Annotated in this window: 16 protein-coding genes and 1 pseudogene; 5 read left to right on the top strand and 12 right to left on the bottom strand. The window is 56.0% G+C overall.

Annotated features, from left to right (window positions below):
• Positions 1–2: 2 nt before the first annotated feature.
• Both alaS and recA read right to left on the bottom strand, forming a co-directional pair.
• Positions 3–2,663 (bottom strand): alanine--tRNA ligase, encoded by a 2,661-nt coding sequence (gene alaS, locus ACVBAU_RS09695; RefSeq protein ID WP_448326040.1) that lies wholly within the window; start codon positions 2,661–2,663, stop codon positions 3–5.
• A 134-nt stretch (positions 2,664–2,797) separates the two neighbouring features.
• A complete protein-coding gene (gene recA / locus ACVBAU_RS09690; protein WP_138923450.1) occupies positions 2,798–3,868 on the bottom strand; it encodes a recombinase RecA in 1,071 nt (356 codons plus the stop codon).
• Between the two features lie 206 nt (positions 3,869–4,074).
• Here recA and ACVBAU_RS09685 point away from each other — a divergent pair, with 206 nt between their 5' ends.
• A complete protein-coding gene (locus ACVBAU_RS09685) occupies positions 4,075–4,668 on the top strand; it encodes a gamma-glutamyl kinase (protein ID WP_138923451.1) in 594 nt (197 codons plus the stop codon).
• Positions 4,669–4,680: 12 nt separating this feature from the next.
• On the opposite strand, the gene ACVBAU_RS09680 is transcribed toward ACVBAU_RS09685, so the two are convergent.
• The 4 genes and pseudogenes from ACVBAU_RS09680 to ACVBAU_RS09665 all read right to left on the bottom strand — a co-directional run bounded on the left by ACVBAU_RS09680 (position 4,681) and on the right by ACVBAU_RS09665 (position 10,505).
• The gene (locus ACVBAU_RS09680; RefSeq protein ID WP_448326037.1) at positions 4,681–7,005 is read right to left on the bottom strand and encodes an ATP-binding protein; all 2,325 of its coding nucleotides are present in this window, start codon (positions 7,003–7,005) and stop codon (positions 4,681–4,683) included.
• A gap of 81 nt (positions 7,006–7,086) precedes the next feature.
• The gene (locus tag ACVBAU_RS09675; RefSeq protein ID WP_448326035.1) at positions 7,087–8,247 is read right to left on the bottom strand and encodes an RsmB/NOP family class I SAM-dependent RNA methyltransferase; all 1,161 of its coding nucleotides are present in this window, start codon (positions 8,245–8,247) and stop codon (positions 7,087–7,089) included.
• A gap of 157 nt (positions 8,248–8,404) precedes the next feature.
• Positions 8,405–9,286, bottom strand: a complete 882-nt coding sequence (locus ACVBAU_RS09670; protein WP_448326033.1) for a hypothetical protein — start codon at positions 9,284–9,286, stop codon at positions 8,405–8,407.
• 133 nt (positions 9,287–9,419) lie between these two features.
• Positions 9,420–10,505 (bottom strand): annotated as a pseudogene (locus tag ACVBAU_RS09665) (IS3 family transposase).
• Positions 10,506–10,545: 40 nt separating this feature from the next.
• Here ACVBAU_RS09665 and ACVBAU_RS09660 point away from each other — a divergent pair.
• The 3 genes from ACVBAU_RS09660 to ACVBAU_RS09650 are packed head-to-tail and all read left to right on the top strand — an operon-like array spanning position 10,546 to position 11,294.
• A complete protein-coding gene (locus ACVBAU_RS09660) occupies positions 10,546–10,797 on the top strand; it encodes a hypothetical protein (RefSeq protein WP_448326031.1) in 252 nt (83 codons plus the stop codon).
• Positions 10,751–11,017, top strand: a complete 267-nt coding sequence (locus ACVBAU_RS09655; protein ID WP_448326029.1) for a hypothetical protein — start codon at positions 10,751–10,753, stop codon at positions 11,015–11,017. Before ACVBAU_RS09660 ends, ACVBAU_RS09655 begins: the two co-directional genes overlap by 47 nt.
• Positions 11,010–11,294: a hypothetical protein gene (locus ACVBAU_RS09650; protein WP_448326027.1), complete on the top strand. Its 285-nt coding sequence runs from the start codon at positions 11,010–11,012 to the stop codon at positions 11,292–11,294. The genes ACVBAU_RS09655 and ACVBAU_RS09650 overlap by 8 nt, the downstream gene beginning before the upstream one ends.
• Before the next feature lie 212 nt (positions 11,295–11,506).
• Here ACVBAU_RS09650 and ACVBAU_RS09645 read toward each other — a convergent pair whose 3' ends face one another.
• The 6 genes from ACVBAU_RS09645 to ACVBAU_RS09620 form a co-directional block, all read right to left on the bottom strand.
• Positions 11,507–12,610 (bottom strand): porin, encoded by a 1,104-nt coding sequence (locus tag ACVBAU_RS09645; protein WP_448326026.1) that lies wholly within the window; start codon positions 12,608–12,610, stop codon positions 11,507–11,509.
• 343 nt (positions 12,611–12,953) lie between these two features.
• Positions 12,954–13,532, bottom strand: coding sequence for a hypothetical protein (locus ACVBAU_RS09640; RefSeq protein ID WP_448326024.1), 579 nt, complete (start codon positions 13,530–13,532; stop codon positions 12,954–12,956).
• Positions 13,533–13,625: 93 nt separating this feature from the next.
• Entirely contained in the window at positions 13,626–13,910 is a 285-nt protein-coding gene (locus ACVBAU_RS09635) for a TniQ family protein (protein ID WP_448326022.1), read from the bottom strand.
• Between the two features lie 277 nt (positions 13,911–14,187).
• Positions 14,188–14,979 (bottom strand): metal ABC transporter permease, encoded by a 792-nt coding sequence (locus ACVBAU_RS09630; protein ID WP_448328961.1) that lies wholly within the window; start codon positions 14,977–14,979, stop codon positions 14,188–14,190.
• On the bottom strand, positions 14,979–15,719 hold the full coding sequence (locus ACVBAU_RS09625) for a metal ABC transporter ATP-binding protein (protein WP_448326021.1): 741 nt from the start codon (positions 15,717–15,719) through the stop codon (positions 14,979–14,981). The genes ACVBAU_RS09630 and ACVBAU_RS09625 overlap by 1 nt, the downstream gene beginning before the upstream one ends.
• A complete protein-coding gene (locus ACVBAU_RS09620; RefSeq protein ID WP_448326019.1) occupies positions 15,716–16,234 on the bottom strand; it encodes a Fur family transcriptional regulator in 519 nt (172 codons plus the stop codon). The genes ACVBAU_RS09625 and ACVBAU_RS09620 overlap by 4 nt, the downstream gene beginning before the upstream one ends.
• Positions 16,235–16,290: 56 nt before the next feature.
• Here ACVBAU_RS09620 and ACVBAU_RS09615 point away from each other — a divergent pair, with 56 nt between their 5' ends.
• Positions 16,291–17,262, top strand: a complete 972-nt coding sequence (locus ACVBAU_RS09615) for a zinc ABC transporter substrate-binding protein (protein ID WP_448326017.1) — start codon at positions 16,291–16,293, stop codon at positions 17,260–17,262.
• Positions 17,263–17,323: the final 61 nt, after the last annotated feature.

The raw sequence follows: 17,323 nt of genomic DNA, 5'->3' as shown, positions 1-17,323 counted from the left end.
GTTTATCCTTTCAGAACATTTTCAGCCGCGGCAATCGCTGCCTCGGCGTTTGCGATATCTTTCGCGCCACCCTGAGCCATCTCAGGACGGCCACCGCCACCTTTGCCACCCAGTTCGGCAACGACTGTCTTGACGATATCCACCGCCGACAGCGTGGCGGCCAAATCGGCAGTGACACCCGCAGCAACGGCGGCTTTACCGTCGGCATCAGCGATCAGTAGGACTGCGCCCGACCCGAGCTTCGCCTTGTGTTCGTCGATGAGCGCAGGAAGATCCTTGCCCGTCACACCATTGAGAACCTGAGCGATAAACTTGATCCCGCCCACGTCGCGCGGGGCCGCAGCGCCCGCGTCTCCGCCGCCGGACATGGCCAACTCACGGCGCAGCTGTGCGACCTCATTGGCGAGCGCACGGCGTTCGTCAAGCAGCGCGCGCACACGGTCCGGCACATCCACGGTGGAAGTCTTGAGCTCAGCTGCAACGCGCGACAGGGCGGTTTCCTGAGTGCGCAGCCATTTCAACGCCTCGGTCCCGGTCAACGCCTCGATCCGGCGAATGCCCGAGCTGCTGGAGCTGTCGCCAAGCAGAACAAATGCCCCGATGTCGCCGGTCTGGCGCACATGGGTACCGCCGCAAAGTTCGAGCGAATAGGTTTGCTTGTCCACGCCTTTGCCCGATCCGGCCTCTCGGCCCATTGAGACAACGCGGACCTCATCGCCGTATTTCTCGCCAAAGAGAGCCTGTGCACCCATCTCGCGGGCGTCGTCTGGGGTCATGATCCGTGTCTCAACGCCGGTGTTCTGACGGATAAAGCTATTCACCTCGTCCTCGACGGCGGCCAGCTGATCCGCTGTCATCGGGTGGTTGTGGCTGTAATCAAAGCGCAAACGGTCTGCCGCATTCAGCGAGCCACGCTGCATGACATGATCCCCAAGCGTGTTGCGCAACGCTTCGTTCAGCAGGTGGGTGGCAGAGTGGTTCGCACGGATCGATGTCCGACGTGCGTGATCAACGTCCAGCACCGCAGCCTGAGAGGTTTTTATCGTTCCCTCGGTCACCTCGCCGATATGGATAAACACGCCAGCCGTCTTGCGCGTGTCAGTCACAGTGACCAAGCCGCTGTCGGTTTTGATCGTGCCGGTGTCCCCGACCTGACCGCCGCTTTCGGCGTAAAACGGTGTTTGGTTCAGCGCGATTTGAACGCTGTCACCCTGTTTGACCTCGGTGACCTGCGCCCCGTCCTGGATCAAGGCGGCAATCTGCCCTTCGGCGGTTTCGGTGTCATAGCCCAAAAAGTCGGTGGTGCCGGATTTCTCGGCGACGTCGAACCAAACGGTCGCATCCGCCGCTTCGCCCGAGCCGGACCACGCCGCGCGTGCTTTGGCCTTTTGCGCATCCATCGCAGCATTGAAGCCGTCCAGATCGACCTTGCGATCCTGTTCGCGCAGGGCGTCCTGCGTCAGGTCGACTGGGAAACCATAGGTATCATAAAGCTTGAACGCGGCCTCGCCGGACAGTTCGGCACCGGCGGGCAGGCCTTTCAATTCGTCGTCCAACAGCTTTAGGCCGCGGTCCAGCGTCTGCTTGAAACGGGTTTCTTCAAGCAAGAGCGTTTCTGTGATCAGCGACTGGGCCTGCCCCAATTCGGGGTAGGCCCCACCCATCTGGCGCACCAGTTCCGGTACAAGACGGTGCATCAGCGGGTCTTTCAGACCGAGAAGATGCGCGTGACGCATGGCGCGGCGCATGATCCGCCGGAGCACATAGCCACGTCCGTCATTCGAAGGCATCACCCCGTCCGCGATCAGGAAGGACGTCGAACGCAGGTGATCCGCGATCACACGGTGGTGCGTTTTGCCCGGACCGTCGGGGTCTGAGTTGGAGGCATTTGCGCTCGCCTCGATCAAGTTGCGCATTAGGTCGGTCGCATAGTTGTCGTTGGTGCCTTGCAGCAACGCCGCAACCCGTTCGATCCCCATGCCCGTGTCGATGGATTGGTTCGGCAATGCCTTGCGGCTGCCATCCTCGAACTGTTCGTATTGCATGAATACGAGGTTCCAAATCTCGACAAACCGGTCACCGTCTTCCTCGGGGGAGCCGGGAGGGCCGCCCCAAATGTGATCGCCATGATCGTAGAAAATCTCGGAGCAAGGGCCGCAAGGGCCTGTCGGACCCATCATCCAAAAGTTATCATCCGTCGCGATGCGGATGATCCGGTCGTCGGGCAAGCCCGCGACTTTCTTCCAGATCTCTGCGGCTTCATCATCCGTATGATAAATGGTGACATAAAGCCGGTTGGGGTCGATGCCCAGTTCCTTGGTGATTAGCTCCCAGGAAAAGGCGATAGCTTCGGCTTTGAAATAGTCACCGAAGCTGAAGTTGCCCAACATTTCAAAGAACGTATGGTGCCGCGCGGTATAGCCGACGTTATCCAGATCATTGTGTTTGCCCCCGGCGCGCACGCATTTTTGCGCGGTCGTCGCACGAGAATAGTCGCGGGTTTCAACGCCGGTGAACAGGTTCTTGAACTGCACCATACCCGAATTCGCGAACATCAATGTAGGATCGTTCCGTGGCACCAGCGGGCTGGACGGCTGGATCGAGTGACCCTGCTTTTCAAAATAACCAAGGAAGGTTGAGCGGATATCGTTGAGCGTCTTCATATGCGGGGCCTTTCGAGGGGCAAAAAACAATTACCTTCGAATACCTGCGTGACAGACCACTGTCCACAGGCAGCCCCCACGAAAAAAGGCGCGCCACTGGGGCACGCCTTTTCTAATCATCTGCGGTGAAAGCGTTACGCTTCTAGAATGTCCGCGTCATCGCTGCCAGAACCAGCAAAATCCAGCCCATGAGCGGCGCGGATCTTGTCCTCGATCTCATTGGCCATGGCGATGTTCTCTTTCAGGAAGGTCTTGGCATTCTCACGCCCCTGCCCGATCCGTTCGTCGCCATAGCTGAACCACGAGCCCGATTTATCGACCACGCCGGCCTTGACCCCCAGATCCAACAGTTCGCCCATCTTAGAGATGCCTTCCCCGTACATGATGTCGAATTCGACCTGCTTGAACGGCGCCGCGACCTTGTTCTTGACGACTTTGACCCGTGTGGCGTTGCCGACCACTTCGTCGCGATCTTTCAGCGCGCCGATGCGGCGAATATCCAGACGGACGGAGGAATAGAATTTGAGCGCGTTGCCGCCGGTTGTCGTTTCCGGCGAGCCAAACATAACGCCAATCTTCATCCGGATCTGATTAATAAAGATCACCATACAGTTGGACCGCGAGATCGAACCGGTGAGCTTGCGCATCGCTTGGCTCATCAGGCGGGCCTGAACCCCAACCGAGCTGTCGCCCATGTCGCCTTCCAGCTCGGACTTCGGGGTCAGCGCAGCGACGGAATCGACCACCACCATGTTCACCGCACCGGACCGTACCAGCGTATCGGTAATCTCGAGCGCCTGTTCACCCGTGTCGGGCTGGGAAATCAGCAACTCGTCAATATCGACGCCCAGTTTGCGCGCGTATTGGGGGTCAAGCGCGTGTTCAGCGTCCACAAAGGCACAAACGCCGCCGTTTTTCTGCTGCTCTGCGACGCAGTGCAAGGTGAGCGTCGTTTTACCCGAAGATTCCGGACCATAAATCTCGATGATCCGCCCCATAGGCAAACCGCCAATGCCAAGCGCAATGTCCAGACCCAAAGACCCGGTCGAGCTTGCCGTGATGTCCTGAATGGCCCCTTCGGCCCCAAGTTTCATGATCGACCCCTTACCGAACTGGCGTTCAATCTGTGCCAGTGCGCTGTCTAGGGCCTTTTGCTTTTCAGCTTGTTTCTTGTTGTCCATAGTCAAAAGATCTGCCGTTGCCATGATAGGTTATCCTCTTACTGTCACAGTGGTCTGCAAGCCGCAATCATCATGCCCCGACCATCTTGATGTTCTTTGTATGTTCCATATGGGACTAAAGTGAGAACATTACAACGTGTTTGTTTCCCCTTTCATCTATTTCGCGAACTGATTAACATTCTATTGATATGCTGGATTATTTATTTTCTTGACCAAAGGTATTCTTTCAAGTGCTTGTTTTCTTTAAAGAACGCCTTGCTTTTTTGTCGGTCCCCAAGACCGGTACAACTGCCTATGAAACCGCGCTCGCACCCCGCGCCGATATGGTCATATCGGAGCCGCCGATGCTGAAACATGCGCCGGTCTATCGTTACAATCGGTTTATCCGCCCCATGTTTCTGAAGGTCTGTGACGCAGAACTGGAACTGATGGCGGTCATGCGCGAGCCGATCAGCTGGCTGGGCAGCTGGTATCGCTATCGCCGGCGCCCCTTCATGCAGGGCAAGCCAAATGCAACCTTCGACGTCAGTTTTGACGAGTTCATCCTCGCCTATATGAAGGGCAAGAAACCGGGGTTCGCCGATGTGGGGAGCCAGTCAAATTTTCTGGCGTCTCAGCCGAATGGGACAGGAATAACCCACTATTTCAAATACGAAAATCAGGATCGGCTAAAGTCCTTTCTTGAGCAACGGCTCGAGGTGAAGCTGGACCTGAAGTCCGAGAATGTCTCTCCTCAGATGGATTTGCATCTATCACATGACGTAGAGCAACGGTTCAGGCGTAAGTTCGAACAGGAGTTTGCGCTCTACGACTCGATTTCGTGAAAAAGCGATAGCTTACTGCATCTGACTGTTCACGGTATTGGTCAGCTCTGTCAGAGAAAACGGCTTAGGCAGAAACACCGAATTCGGTATCGTCATCTGCGCGTCCCCAAAGCTGTCTTCGGCGTAGCCTGATACAAAGACGACCGGCACACCCGGTCGTTCTTTCAGCGCTTCGCGTACCCAGGTCGGGCCATCCATTCCGGGCATGATCACATCAGTCACAAACACATCAACGGTCAGCGCCTCATCCTCGAGGGTCTTTAGCGCCATTTCCGCTGAATCCGCTTCCAGCACGGTATATCCGCGCATGCGCAGTGCGCGGCTGGCAAAAGCGCGTACAGGCGCTTCGTCTTCGACAAGCAAAATGGTACCATCATCCCGTTTTCCCCCTGTAAGAGGCGGAGGCACTTTCAGCGGCTTCGGTGGGTCGATTGCTTTGGTTTGGCAAGGGAAATAAAGGGTGAATATTGTGCCTTTCCCCACCACGCTATCAATAAAGATATAGCCGCCAGACTGCTTGACGATACCGTATGCGGTCGACAGCCCCAGCCCCGTCCCCTCGCCCGTGCGTTTGGTTGTGTAGAAGGGCTCAAAAACTTTCTGCAAACGGTCTGGCGCAATGCCTTCACCTTCGTCCGCGACCTGTACCGTCACATATTTTCCCGCCGGCACCGTCACCCGATCGCGGGTCAAAGGCTCAATAAGCTGGGTATTTTCAGTCGTTACCTTGATTTCCCCGCCCGCCGGCATCGCATCGCGGGCGTTGACGATCAGGTTCATCAACACCTGCTCGAGCTGTCTTTTGTCAGCTCTGATCGGCTGCAAAATGGGATCGTGGCTTAGCGTCAAGGTCACCGTTTCACCAACGAGGCGGTTCAGCAAATGAGTAAGATCGGCCAACGTATCGCGCATATTCACGGTTTCAGGGCGCAGCGTCTGTTTGCGCGAAAACGCGAGCAGTTGCCCTACCAGCGCGGCCGCGCGGTTCGCGTTTTGGTCGATTTGAACCAGATCACTATAGTCGCGGTCGCTTGGGTCATGTCTAAGCAACAGCAGATCACAATGTCCTGAAATTGCAGTAAGCAGATTGTTAAAATCATGCGCCACGCCACCGGCGAGCTGGCCAATTGCCTGCATCTTCTGGCTTTGGGTAAACTGCGCTTCAAGCGACTTTAGCTCTGTCGCATCGTGAAGGACGGCGATCAGCGCCGGCGTTCCGCCTTCGGAGATCAGGCTCAGACGCACCTGAACAAATATCTCCTTGTCACTCCGCTTTAGTCGCAAAAATTCGGGCTTTTGCAGCAGACGCCCATCAATCGTGTCTTGTAACCAGCCTCCGATTGAACGGCCTAACCCCTCCATAAGGTCTGACAGGGCGGTCCCCTTCAGCAATTCTGCCCCAACCAGACATTGCGCGGGGTCATTGAAGGATACTACCTCTCCTCCCGGGGCCACCTTTATCAGCGGAATTGGAAGCTGCTGGAGCGCCGACCACCCGGCTTCCTTGTACCCGTCGTCACCATGCGGCAGGAAATACAGCGCTCGCCGATTGGCCGACGCCGGCACCTCGGTGATCGTCATACACAGGGGCCCCGTCGCCGTCTGCACCGTCACCATTTTTCCCGTGCTAGATGGCAGCGCCCCGATGATCTGGCTAAGCGCGGTCACACGCTTGCCCACCATTGCGCGCGCGGCGGCATTCATGAACAAAATGACGTCTGTCTGACTAACCATCACCATCGGCAACGCATAGCCTTTGGTGCCGGCAACCGCATCGCTTACGCCATACAGTGTTTCAAGCCGCCACAGCAGATCCTCGCCAACGCGGTGGACCGACAAACGCATGGTGCCGTCCCGTGTGGTGATGTCGTCCTTTGCGGCGCCTGTATCGGAAGCCCGCAGAGCCAACCGTGCAGTCAGCGCAACGGGATCGGCAAAAAACGTCACAAAAAGATCTGATACCTGCGCCGGCGTGGGCCGGTTAAACGTTTCTATTGCAGCGGGGTTTTGCGTGATGATCGCGCCAGCTACGGTGGTCAAAACGCAGGGGTGCGGGTCTTCGGCAATCGTTGCCGTGGCGGCGCTACGGTGCTTTTTTTTCTGGCTCTGGCTCTGGCGCAGCGCCGCATCGACGCATTTAACAAACACTGCGATCGCCACCGTGGCACTGGTGGCCTGTAACACCATCGCAAGAGAGCGCGCGGGGGCGATGAGACTTAGAAGGGCGGCGGAAACGACAAAAGCTAAAAGCAATAGCGGACGTTTACCAAGAAATATTTCACGAACCGCACCATATTCCGCCAACACATTCTCCCCGACCTGTGGAACCAAGTCCATTTAGGCGTATGAAGGTTAATGTGCTGTTAATTCGTGATCAGGTCAAAGAAAATGACACTCAAAAGTTGGGTTTAAACTATCCTAAACACGTTTAAAATGTGCGGTGAAAAATCCATCTCCCTGATTATCTACTTCAAATCGTTGTGAAAAAACCTGCTTCCACCCGGAATTACGTGCAATGAATGCATCCGCGCGGTCCTCGTTCTCCGATTGCAGAACAGAGCACGTTGCATAGGCTAAAGTGCCCGTTTCAGCAGTTAAGGTCGCCGCATGATCCAGAATTTTGTCCTGGATATGTGTCAATTCTTCCAGACGGCTGGCTGTAAATGTCCATTTCCCTTCGGGCGATCGACGCCATGAACCGCTACCGGAACAAGGCGCGTCGCACAGCACAACATCATAAGGCGCTGCCCCTTCAAGCTCGTCCGTTTCCAACTGCTTAACGGTTGCACCTGCGCGTTCGGCACGCGCTGGCAGATCGATCATCCGGCGCGGGTCGATGTCGTGGGCAAAAACCGAAACATCGCGACGCGCTGCCATCGCCAGTGCCTTGCCACCGCCACCGGCGCAATAATCAAGCATACGGGTGCCGGCAGGCAGCGCTGCAACAACCGCTTGGCTGGCCGCATCCTGAAGTTCAACATCACCGTGCAAATAACTGTCAGAATTACGAAGTTTACGTTCTCCGGCAGTCACCGTCAGGGCCGTTTCGCACAGATCATTGGCGCGCGTTTCGATCCCGGCGTCTGCTAGCGCCTGGGTCACATTGGCCACCGATGCCTGTGCCGTATTAACCCGTACAGAAATCGGGGCCCGCGACTGGAGGGCCTGCGCGACCGTGTCAGCCCGCTCCCCCAGCGATGCCTGAAACAGGGGTATGATCCAATCCGGCATGTTCCATAAGACCGCCGCATCGCTTGGCGCATCGGGCACAGTGGCCTCGTCTTCGGAGAGCGGCAGCGGCGCGTGGCCCTGCCCGTTGAACAGCGGCCCAAGGTCGATCTCTTGCGCGCGCAGCACCCCAATCATCAGCGCCCGCCCGGTTTCGCCGGCCCCCAGGTGCGCCGCCAATCGCCGTTGCCGCAAGACATCGAACACGTGATCGCGTACCGCCGCACGGTCCTTGGACCCTGCATAGCGGCTGCCACGGGCCCAACGGGTCAAGGCTTGCTCTGCCGGAACGCCATCCGCCATTGTGTTCAAAATCTCGATGGCGGCAGAGATGCGCGCGCCGGGGGTCATGCTTGAGTCACGTAGATTACGCCTTTGATAGGAGGGACTTACCCGATGCGGTAGTTGGGAGATTCCCGCGTGATCTGAACGTCATGCATGTGCATCGCCTTTGATTGATTAGCCCTTGTTTATATAGTCTGAGCCTACTGCGTTACATCAGTGCACATCAGTGAATCACGTCAGAACTTAGATCTACACTCGTAAATGGCTGAATAGAAGGCCACCATTCGCGCTCCAAAACATCTGCTACTTCGAGTACCGGATGAAGTTTCGTGCTCTTATATAGATCTGTCGTTGGACTCCCAGCGTCAAATAGCTGGCGCCTTGTTCGAGCCGAGATATCGAAGTGCCCCATTACTGCCGAGATAGCGGCGTCGCTAACCCGCTCATCAAGCCAATCAGCAAATGTGCGGCGGATCGAATACCAGTTAGCTGGCACTTCACCTACTTTAAGGTCCTTATCAATACCCGATCTTTCAACGAGACGCTGTATCATTTGCGTCCAATTTCGAGACCCAACTGCGAGGGGTTTGTTTGAAGATCGAATAAGAAAGTCATCACCGTATGCATCCATCAGTCGAGCAAGAATCCGCGCCATTGGACCGGTGACCGGGACAATCGGAGTTTTCTTTCGGCGATTTTTGTCAATGAAACCTCCCCCCAAAAGATCGATAACCCCCAGATCCAACCTTACTTTTTTTCCCTTTATGTCCGCGACAGCACCGATACGCCCACCACAGCCGAGATCAAGGAGCAGAAGATCTAACATGTGTGGTCTTCGGCATGCTTCGATCAACGCGCCAATTTCTTCGAAGCTGATGTACCGCCCCTTCGGATCTCTGTCTTCCGGTGCAGTTATTCCATCAATGTATGGGATTTTCGGAGGGTTGTGTATTGTTGCGCCATCACTCTTAGCAAGCACGCAAACTTCAGCAGCGCTGCCTATGACATCAGCGATGGTATTGGGATGGAGGCGCGGAATGCCATTATTTGTCAAAGTTTTCAATTTTGACTTGGCATTGTCTGGCCGAATGCGACCTTGTTCCATCCCGTGTACCAAAGCACGGAGAGCCGGGCCCATACGAGACATTTTGACGTTCCAAAGGTGCGGTTTATAATAGAGTTCTTTTCTGTTCAGGAGCGGTAATCCCCCCATTTTTAATGAGGTCCAGCGGTAGAATTCAGGCGGCTGTTTTCAGTTTCATTGCGGGTGTTATGCCGCCGATGCCCATGTTGGGTCGTTCGTTGTTGTAAGTCCAGAGCCATTCCGTGGCCTGATCCTGTGCCTCCTCGATGGTTTCAAAGATGTACTGGCTGAGCCATTCGCCGCGAACCGTGCGGTTGTAGCGTTCGATATAGGCGTTCTGTTGGGGCTTTCCGGGTTGGATGTATTCCAGCCTAACGCCTTGTTTTTCTGCCCATTCCATGAGCTTTCCACTGACATATTCGGGTCCATTATCAATACGAATAGCCTTGGGTTTTCCACGCCATTCGATGATCTGGTTCAGACTCCGCACCACGCGCTCGGCTGGCAATGAGAAGTCGACTTCGATGCAAAGGCCCTCGCGATTGAAGTCATCCAGGACGTTCAGTGTCCGGATCGACCGGCCGTCAGAGAGCTGATCGGCCATAAAATCCATCGACCACGTCTCATTTGGCTTGTCAGGCACAGCCAGCGGTTCTGGCTTGTCGCGCTTCAGCCGTTTCTTGGGTTTGATCCGTAGATTCAGCTCCAGTTCGCAGTAAATCCGGTACACGCGTTTATGGTTCCAACAATAGCCCTGCACGTTGCGCAGATACAGAAAGCACAGGCCAAAGCCCCAGGTGCGCTTGTTTGCCGTCAGACGTTCCAACCAATCGGCGATCTCCTCGTTCTCGGTGCTCAGCGTTGGACTGTAGCGATAGCAGGTCTCACTGATCTGGAACGTGCGGCACGCCAGCGCGACACTGACCCCATGCACCGCCACCATCTTCATGGCCATCTCTCGTCGATGAGACGGCCTCAAGACTTTTTTCCGAGGGCTTCCTTGAGCAACTCATTCTGCATGCTCATCTCCGCATACATCTTCTTGAGGCGGCGATTCTGCTCGGCCATGTCCTTCATCTCTGCGATGAGCGACGCGTCCATACCGCCAAATTTAGCCCGCCATTTGTAAAAGCTGGCACTGCTCATCCCGTGCTCCCGGCAAATCAGAGACCGGCACACCGCCCTCCGCCTGCTTCAACACAGCCATGATCTGCGCATCGCTAAATCGTCCGTTCTTCATCGTAAATCTCCTCAGATATCTTGCCGAGAAAATTCTACTTTTGAACACCACTAATTTTAGGGGGGATTACCCGATCATCTCCAACGACGACAACCTGACCTATGGAAACATCGTCAGCGTTTACGTCGGACCCGACGAAACAAGCACCACACTGACCGATGACGGGATCGAAGAGCTGATGGACATGATCCGCGCCGCTCGTATCACCAACAAAAGCTGGCATGAGTTCCTTGATGACTTCGTGCATGACACCGATCTGGTGGCACGCATCAAAGCTAAATCGCCGCGGTAACAATGGCGCGGTTACGGTCCTGCGCCTGAACGTTGCGGTCAGTGCCGACCAGATTGATGGCGCAATGATCTTTGCCACAGGCTGGGCGCCATTTCGGGGCGGCCCGATGCACTACGCCCGAAGCCGCGGCATCCGCGATGTCGTCACCCGTTTACAGGAATTGGCCGGGAGCTATGGTCCGCGCTTTTCCCCCGACGACGGATGGGCTTCCCTTGGCTGAGCATCCGGAACGTTACAGCGATGCTGAGGCGATTGCAGATATCCTTTTTGACCGGACTGACGGACATATCCGCCTTGCCTTGCCGCTTGGCCTTGGCAAGCCGGTTACTTTGGTCAATGCCCTGACACATGCAGCTCTAAAGAACCCTTCGCTGAAGCTTTCGATATTCACAGCACTGACACTGCAAGTGCCCAAGCCCAGTTCCGATATGGAGAGGCGCTTTCTAGAACCCGCGCGCGACCGGCTGTTCGGGCGGTATCCTGCACTGCGATATTAAAGAAATACGCTGTGCCAGTTTTGATTAAAACTCAAATAATATTTGCCGTTGTCAACGGTTGCGCTGGGTTCGGTTACGAGGCTGCGAAACGAACGGTTAGCTCAAATGCCCCGCCAATATGGATATGTTTTTTGGCGGGGCACGTCGTGGATGTCAGTTACTGGGCTAAGGTCGCATTTTCAGTTTCGGTTTATTAACCAACACCACTTTTCTCAGAACTTCCATCGGCTGCCAAACAGGACTGATGATGCGTCGAGATAGCTATCTGATGAATCACTATAACTGTATTTGCGCACCACCAAGTAGGCATCCATATTCGCGTCTTCGATCCTTTGGACGACCCCGAACCCAACGCTCCTCGATTCTGAATTTTCCATCACGAAGTCACTGCCGTCGTAATAATCAACAGCAATAGACGTTGACCCGACTGGAAGCCAATCTGCGATATACCCAAGTTTTGCGAAGCCATAGTTTCCATCATCTTTGCGGCTTCCGGCAGCAAGAGTAAGGTTGACGCCGGATGTATGCAGGGCGCTGATGGAACCGAATGTATCGTCACGATCGGCCCCGTTGCGTGTTCTGCGTGCAAACCCTATCGATCCTGCAACCTTTACGTCCCCGATCTCGTTTTTATAGCGCAGTGCGATGTCAGCAAAGATGTCGTCGTTGTCGGTCGAAAGGATGTCTTTGCCGTAGGCCGCTGAAATTGTGAAGTGGTTCAAGCTCGGGCTGTCGTACCGAATTCGACCGCGGCGCGTGGAATCGAGACTCCCGAACGTATCGTCGATTTCGATACCGGAAAGCGCACCAGATGAAGTGCGAAACTGGTAGTTTCCCGCAACAGTATCAAGGCCGTTGTACATCGCGGCCGTGGTGCCAGACAGATCAGTTTGCGCCACGCCATCGGATGCCATGCTGCCCTGACCGAAGGAGAAAGTACCGGCTTTTTCAGTCTCAAGACTGACTTCAAGTTTGCGTACTGAGGTTCGGCGCCAATCGAGATTATCAGGATCGCCAAGCTGACTAAAATTTGACGACTGGGCAAACCCCAAAGCCGTCAGAAAATCAAACGTCAACACGGATGCCCCGAATTCCTGAGCTACAGTTATGCCGGCGCGGCTGTTTGACACCTCGTTGTCTACCAGATTGCCATAGCTGGCGACGCCGTCATTGAATGAGAGATAGCCCGGACTCAGCTGACCGTAGAGTTTGACTGTACCTCCTGTGGCATTGGAGTAACTTAATTCGGCAGCAGCAGGCAGTGCACTCAGGGCAAACACTGCGGCTAAAGAGGGGGCGAGCGACTTGGTTGGCATTTCGTTTCCTTGAAATTTAACAGCTTAGTTTAGGCAATTTGCCCGTTAGATATCGATGCAGTGTGACAGTTGCGTAGCGCTTGGTTCCGCTGGTTAAAACGAGTTTGCCGCGCAACGGTTTGTCCATGATCAGGGGGAGTGTTTAATCTTACAGTTTCAATAAGGAAAGGGGGGGGGGTTGTGATTTTCTGACTATTTTTGCCAGAAATTGAATGAGCGACCTGCAATACCAGTAAGCTGCGACGATCCTGTTTGTGATTGCACCCTAATCAATCAGATTCTACGGATTGAGCAGTGATTAGGACGTTTTTGTATCCCTAATTTGAAGATATCCACAGGCTCGCTATCGATTTTCATTGAGCCTGCTCAGCTCCTTTTTGCCCGTCCAGATTGCGTCCGCTCGGGTGAGAAGTTGGAATCGATTAGCGGCAGGACCAAGTTCTTTGATCGCCTGCCTAGCGGCTGCGAGGGCATGTGATGAGACCTCTTTGACTAGTATTGCTCCGGCACCGTGTTGTGAGGGTGCCTCGCCATTGAAGCGCACCGGTAGGTTCTCATCCAATTCTTCTGACTGCGCTACTATCTTTGCAATGACCTCCCGATGCTGCGGGGACACGCGGCTCAAATGACGTGCTGGGGTGGCATTCCTTCGAAGGCTCGGGGCTGCTTTCAACAATGTGCGCGACAGACACATGCCAATCGCTGCCAGCATCGCGAACCGGACGACCTTGTCGCCCGAGGTCAGTGATGTGGATTGTGCCAAATCCCGAGCGCACAACAAATAGAAAGCCCTACCAAGTCGTCGATCAAGCCGTAAATCGGCATCAGAAAAGGCTGATTTCAGAACTTCAGCCCCACGATTTGCACGACGTCTTATTTTTTCAGAAACGATTTCGGCGTCCGCAGAGTGCAGCGGCACCAATTCTCGTCCACACGCTTCGCAGGCCGTTGACCAAACAAAACGCCAGTGTCGCAATATAACACCGGGGGTCTGCGCCGGGCATCCGAGACAATGCTAGAAGTTGCCCTGTGCCACGTAACGGATGTAAAAGCGAACACCATCCGGAAGTGTCATGGCCGCGATCTCGTCGGCTTTTTGCTGAAGCAAAAAGCTCATGTGGTCCAAGTTCACCTGGCCGAGTTCAACCACCGCTTCTGGCACCCTACCCTGCTCAAAGCCGAGATAACCACAAAGCTCCTCGACGGAACAGTGATTAGCTTGTGCTAATCTCGTGATCCAACTGGAAAGTAACTCATCTTCAAGCGGCGGAGGGCGGCATGGGAGAGGTTTGATATTCACTGAAGTTCAGCGGCCGACTGTCGGCGTACATTCCAGGCATGTTTTGCCCAAACCGGCTGCCACGCATGCACGGCTTCATCTGTGATCCTTTCTTCGCCGCTTTCAATGGCACTAATTGCCAATGACTTGATCATGGTGAACACGCGTGACGTCACACCGCCGGTCACATTTAATATGATGCGAAGAGAACCTACCGTAAGGCCAGAACGTTGCAGTGATCGCGCTGTACGGTTTAACTGATTGCAGGTGATTTAGGTCATCGTGAATTTTGCCTTTATCAAAGCGTGCGAAAAGCACCCGTAACGCTGCTGGCTGCAAAGATCAGCGCCGCGACACATACGATGGATGGGCCGGCTGGCGTATCCAAAAGGTAAGCCGCTCTCAGCCCAAGAACAGAGGACAGGCCGCCAATGGCGGCCGCAACAAACGCCATGCCTTCCGGGGTCCGGCTTAGCGGGCGGGCGGCGGCGGCGGGAATGATCAGCATCGCGGCGATTAGCAGGACGCCAACAACCTTGATCGCAACGGCAACGACAATGGCCAGTGACAGGGTCAGGACGAGTTGTTCGCGCTTTGGATTTATCCCGCTCGCATAGGCCAGATCAGCGTTCAGGGTCGCAGTCAGCAGCGCGGACCAACGCCAGCCAATCAACGTAATGACCAATGCCGCACCGCCCCAGATCACCGCCAGATCAAAGCGCGAGACGGCAAGAATGTCGCCAAACAGATAGGCCATCAGGTCGATCCGAATACCCGAGAGGAATGACACCGCGACGAGTCCGAAAGCGAGCGCGGAGTGCGCAAGAACGCCCAACAGCGTGTCCATCGCATAGCCGCGACCTGTCAACGTGTTGACCGTCACGGCCATCAAAAGTGCCACGACCATGGCTCCCGCGAAGACAGATATCGACAGCGCCAGCGACAAGGCTATGCCCAGAACGGCGGCGTGGGCCGTGGCATCGCCGAAATAGGCCATCCGCCGCCACACCACGAAGCAGCCCAAGGGAGCAGCTGCAAGCGCCACGCCGACACCGGCCAGCGTGGCGCGCATCATGAAATCGTCCAACATCATTCCGTGGCTCCGGTGTCGTCGTGGGTATGATCATGCGCATGGTCGTGGTCGTGCTGGTAAAGCGCGAATGCACCCCCCGTGCCGGTGCCGAAGAGGGCGCGATATTCCGGCGCCGAGGCGACGACTGCGGGTGTGCCCTCGCAGCAGACATGGCCGTTAAGGCAAATGACCCTGTCAGAGGCGCTCATCACCACATGCAATTCGTGGCTGATCATCAGGACAGCGCAGCCGGTGCGCCGTCGCACCTCCTCGATCTGGCGGTAGAATGCGGCAGACCCTGGCTGATCGAGGCCTTGCGTAGCTTCGTCCAGCAGAAGGATGTCCGGCTTTCCGATCAGCGCGCGGGCCAGCAGCACGCGCTGGAACTGTCCACCTGAAAGCTGCGACATCTGGCGAGACGATAGGTCAGGAACACCGGCAGCGGCGAGGGCTTCGGCAATTGCGTCGGGAGCGATACCACCCGGAAGACGCAGAAACCGCGCGACCGTGATCGGCAAAGTCGGATCGACGTGGAGCCGTTGAGGCACATAGCCAATGCGGACACCTACGGCACGGGTGACGCGCCCCTTAGCAGGTGTGACCGCCCCAATGATCGCCCGCAGCAAACTGGTCTTACCAGAGCCGTTCGGGCCGACAATGGTGACGATCTCGCCCGGTTCGACCTGCATTGAGACGCCTGACAGCACCGTCTGACCACCATACACGACGCTCAGGTCTTCGACAGTCACAAGGCTCATGCGTCAGCCATCCCGGCGCAGTCCGGACATACGCCTTCGGCCTCCACGACCGTGCGCTCGATCCGAAAGCCGGTTGCACGGGCGGCAGAACTAAGGGCTACCCTTGCGGGTGTTGATTGCGTCTCAGCCACGGTATCGCAGAGGCGGCAGATCATGAAAGCGGGTGCGTGCGCTTCGTCCGGTTGGGAGCAGGCGATGAAAGCATTCAGCCGCTCGACTTTATGCGCAAGCCCGTTTGCCACGAGAAACTCAAGTGCGCGATAGGCAACCGGCGGTTGCGACCCAAAGCCGGCGTCGCGCAGGCGATCAAGGATCGCGTAGGCCCCAAGCGCTCGATGTCCCTGCAAGAGGATCTCAAGCACCTTGCGGCGGACCGGAGTGAACCTGATATTGCCTTCGGCACAGCGCGCTTCGGCAGCAGCCATCCCATCGGTCACACAAGTCCCGTGATTGTGCCGCGAGAAGCCAAGCGGGACACGGTCACATTCGGTCGGGTTTTCTGAGTCACTTGTCATGTTATTCCATATCATGTATCGCGTCAGTGATGTTATAAGATCACATGGAGAAAATAATGTCCAGAAAGCTCTCACTCTCAGTGGCGGCCATGTTCATGGGCGGCACAGCTCTGGCCGAGGTGCCGCGCGTCGCCGTCGACATTGCGCCTGTGCATTCGCTGGTTGCACGTGTCATGCAAGGTGTCGGAACGCCGGACCTGATCGTACAAACCGGTGCCAGCGCGCATGAATACAGCCTGCGTCCCTCCGAGGCGAAAGCCTTACAGCATGCCGATCTTGTGTTCTGGGTGAGCCCAGATCTGACCCCATGGATGAAAGATGCCATCCAGACGCTAGCCACGGATGCAGCCGTGACCGAACTTCTGGAAGCAGACGGGACCATGGAGCTGGCCTTCCGTGAAGGTGCGATCTTCGAAGCGCATGATGATAACGAGAACCATGCTACACCTGAGACGGACCATGGGGGAGACATCCAGGACGTAGCGGGGAGTGAGGACGATCACGCACATGAGGATGGCGCACATGACACACACGCCTGGCTGGCACCACAGAACGCAGTAACCTGGCTCAATGTGATCGCAGGTCAGCTGTCCGTGGCCGATCCTGAAAATGCGGGAGCATACTTTGCAAATGCAACGGCCGGTCAATCTGAAATTGAGGCTTTGACAGACGAGATCAACGAGATTCTCCTCCCGGTGCGGGGCAAGCGGTTCATCGTCTTCCACGATGCCTATCAGTATTTTGAGGTTGGTTTTGACTTTCCGGCAGCAGGTGCGATTTCTCTCAGTGACGCATCTGCGCCAAGCCCGGCGCGGATCGCCGAAATTCAGTCGCGGATCGCCGATGAGGGCATAGATTGCGTGCTGGCAGAACCACAGTTCAATCAGGGTCTGGTGGCCACCGTCCTTGAAGGCACCGAGGCGGGAACCGGTGTGCTCGACCCTCTCGGGTCCGCGCTTGAACCGGGACCCGCGCTTTATCCTCAACTGATGCGCAATCTGGCAACCGCGCTTGCGGAGTGCCTCTGAACGGAGCTGAACCGATGAGGGCTGCTGGCGCGTATTGCGCTGGCAGCCTTGGCCCGCTTCG

This window comes from Sulfitobacter sp. M13 (assembly GCF_053474885.1).
This window is presented reverse-complemented; position numbering and strand designations above follow the sequence as displayed.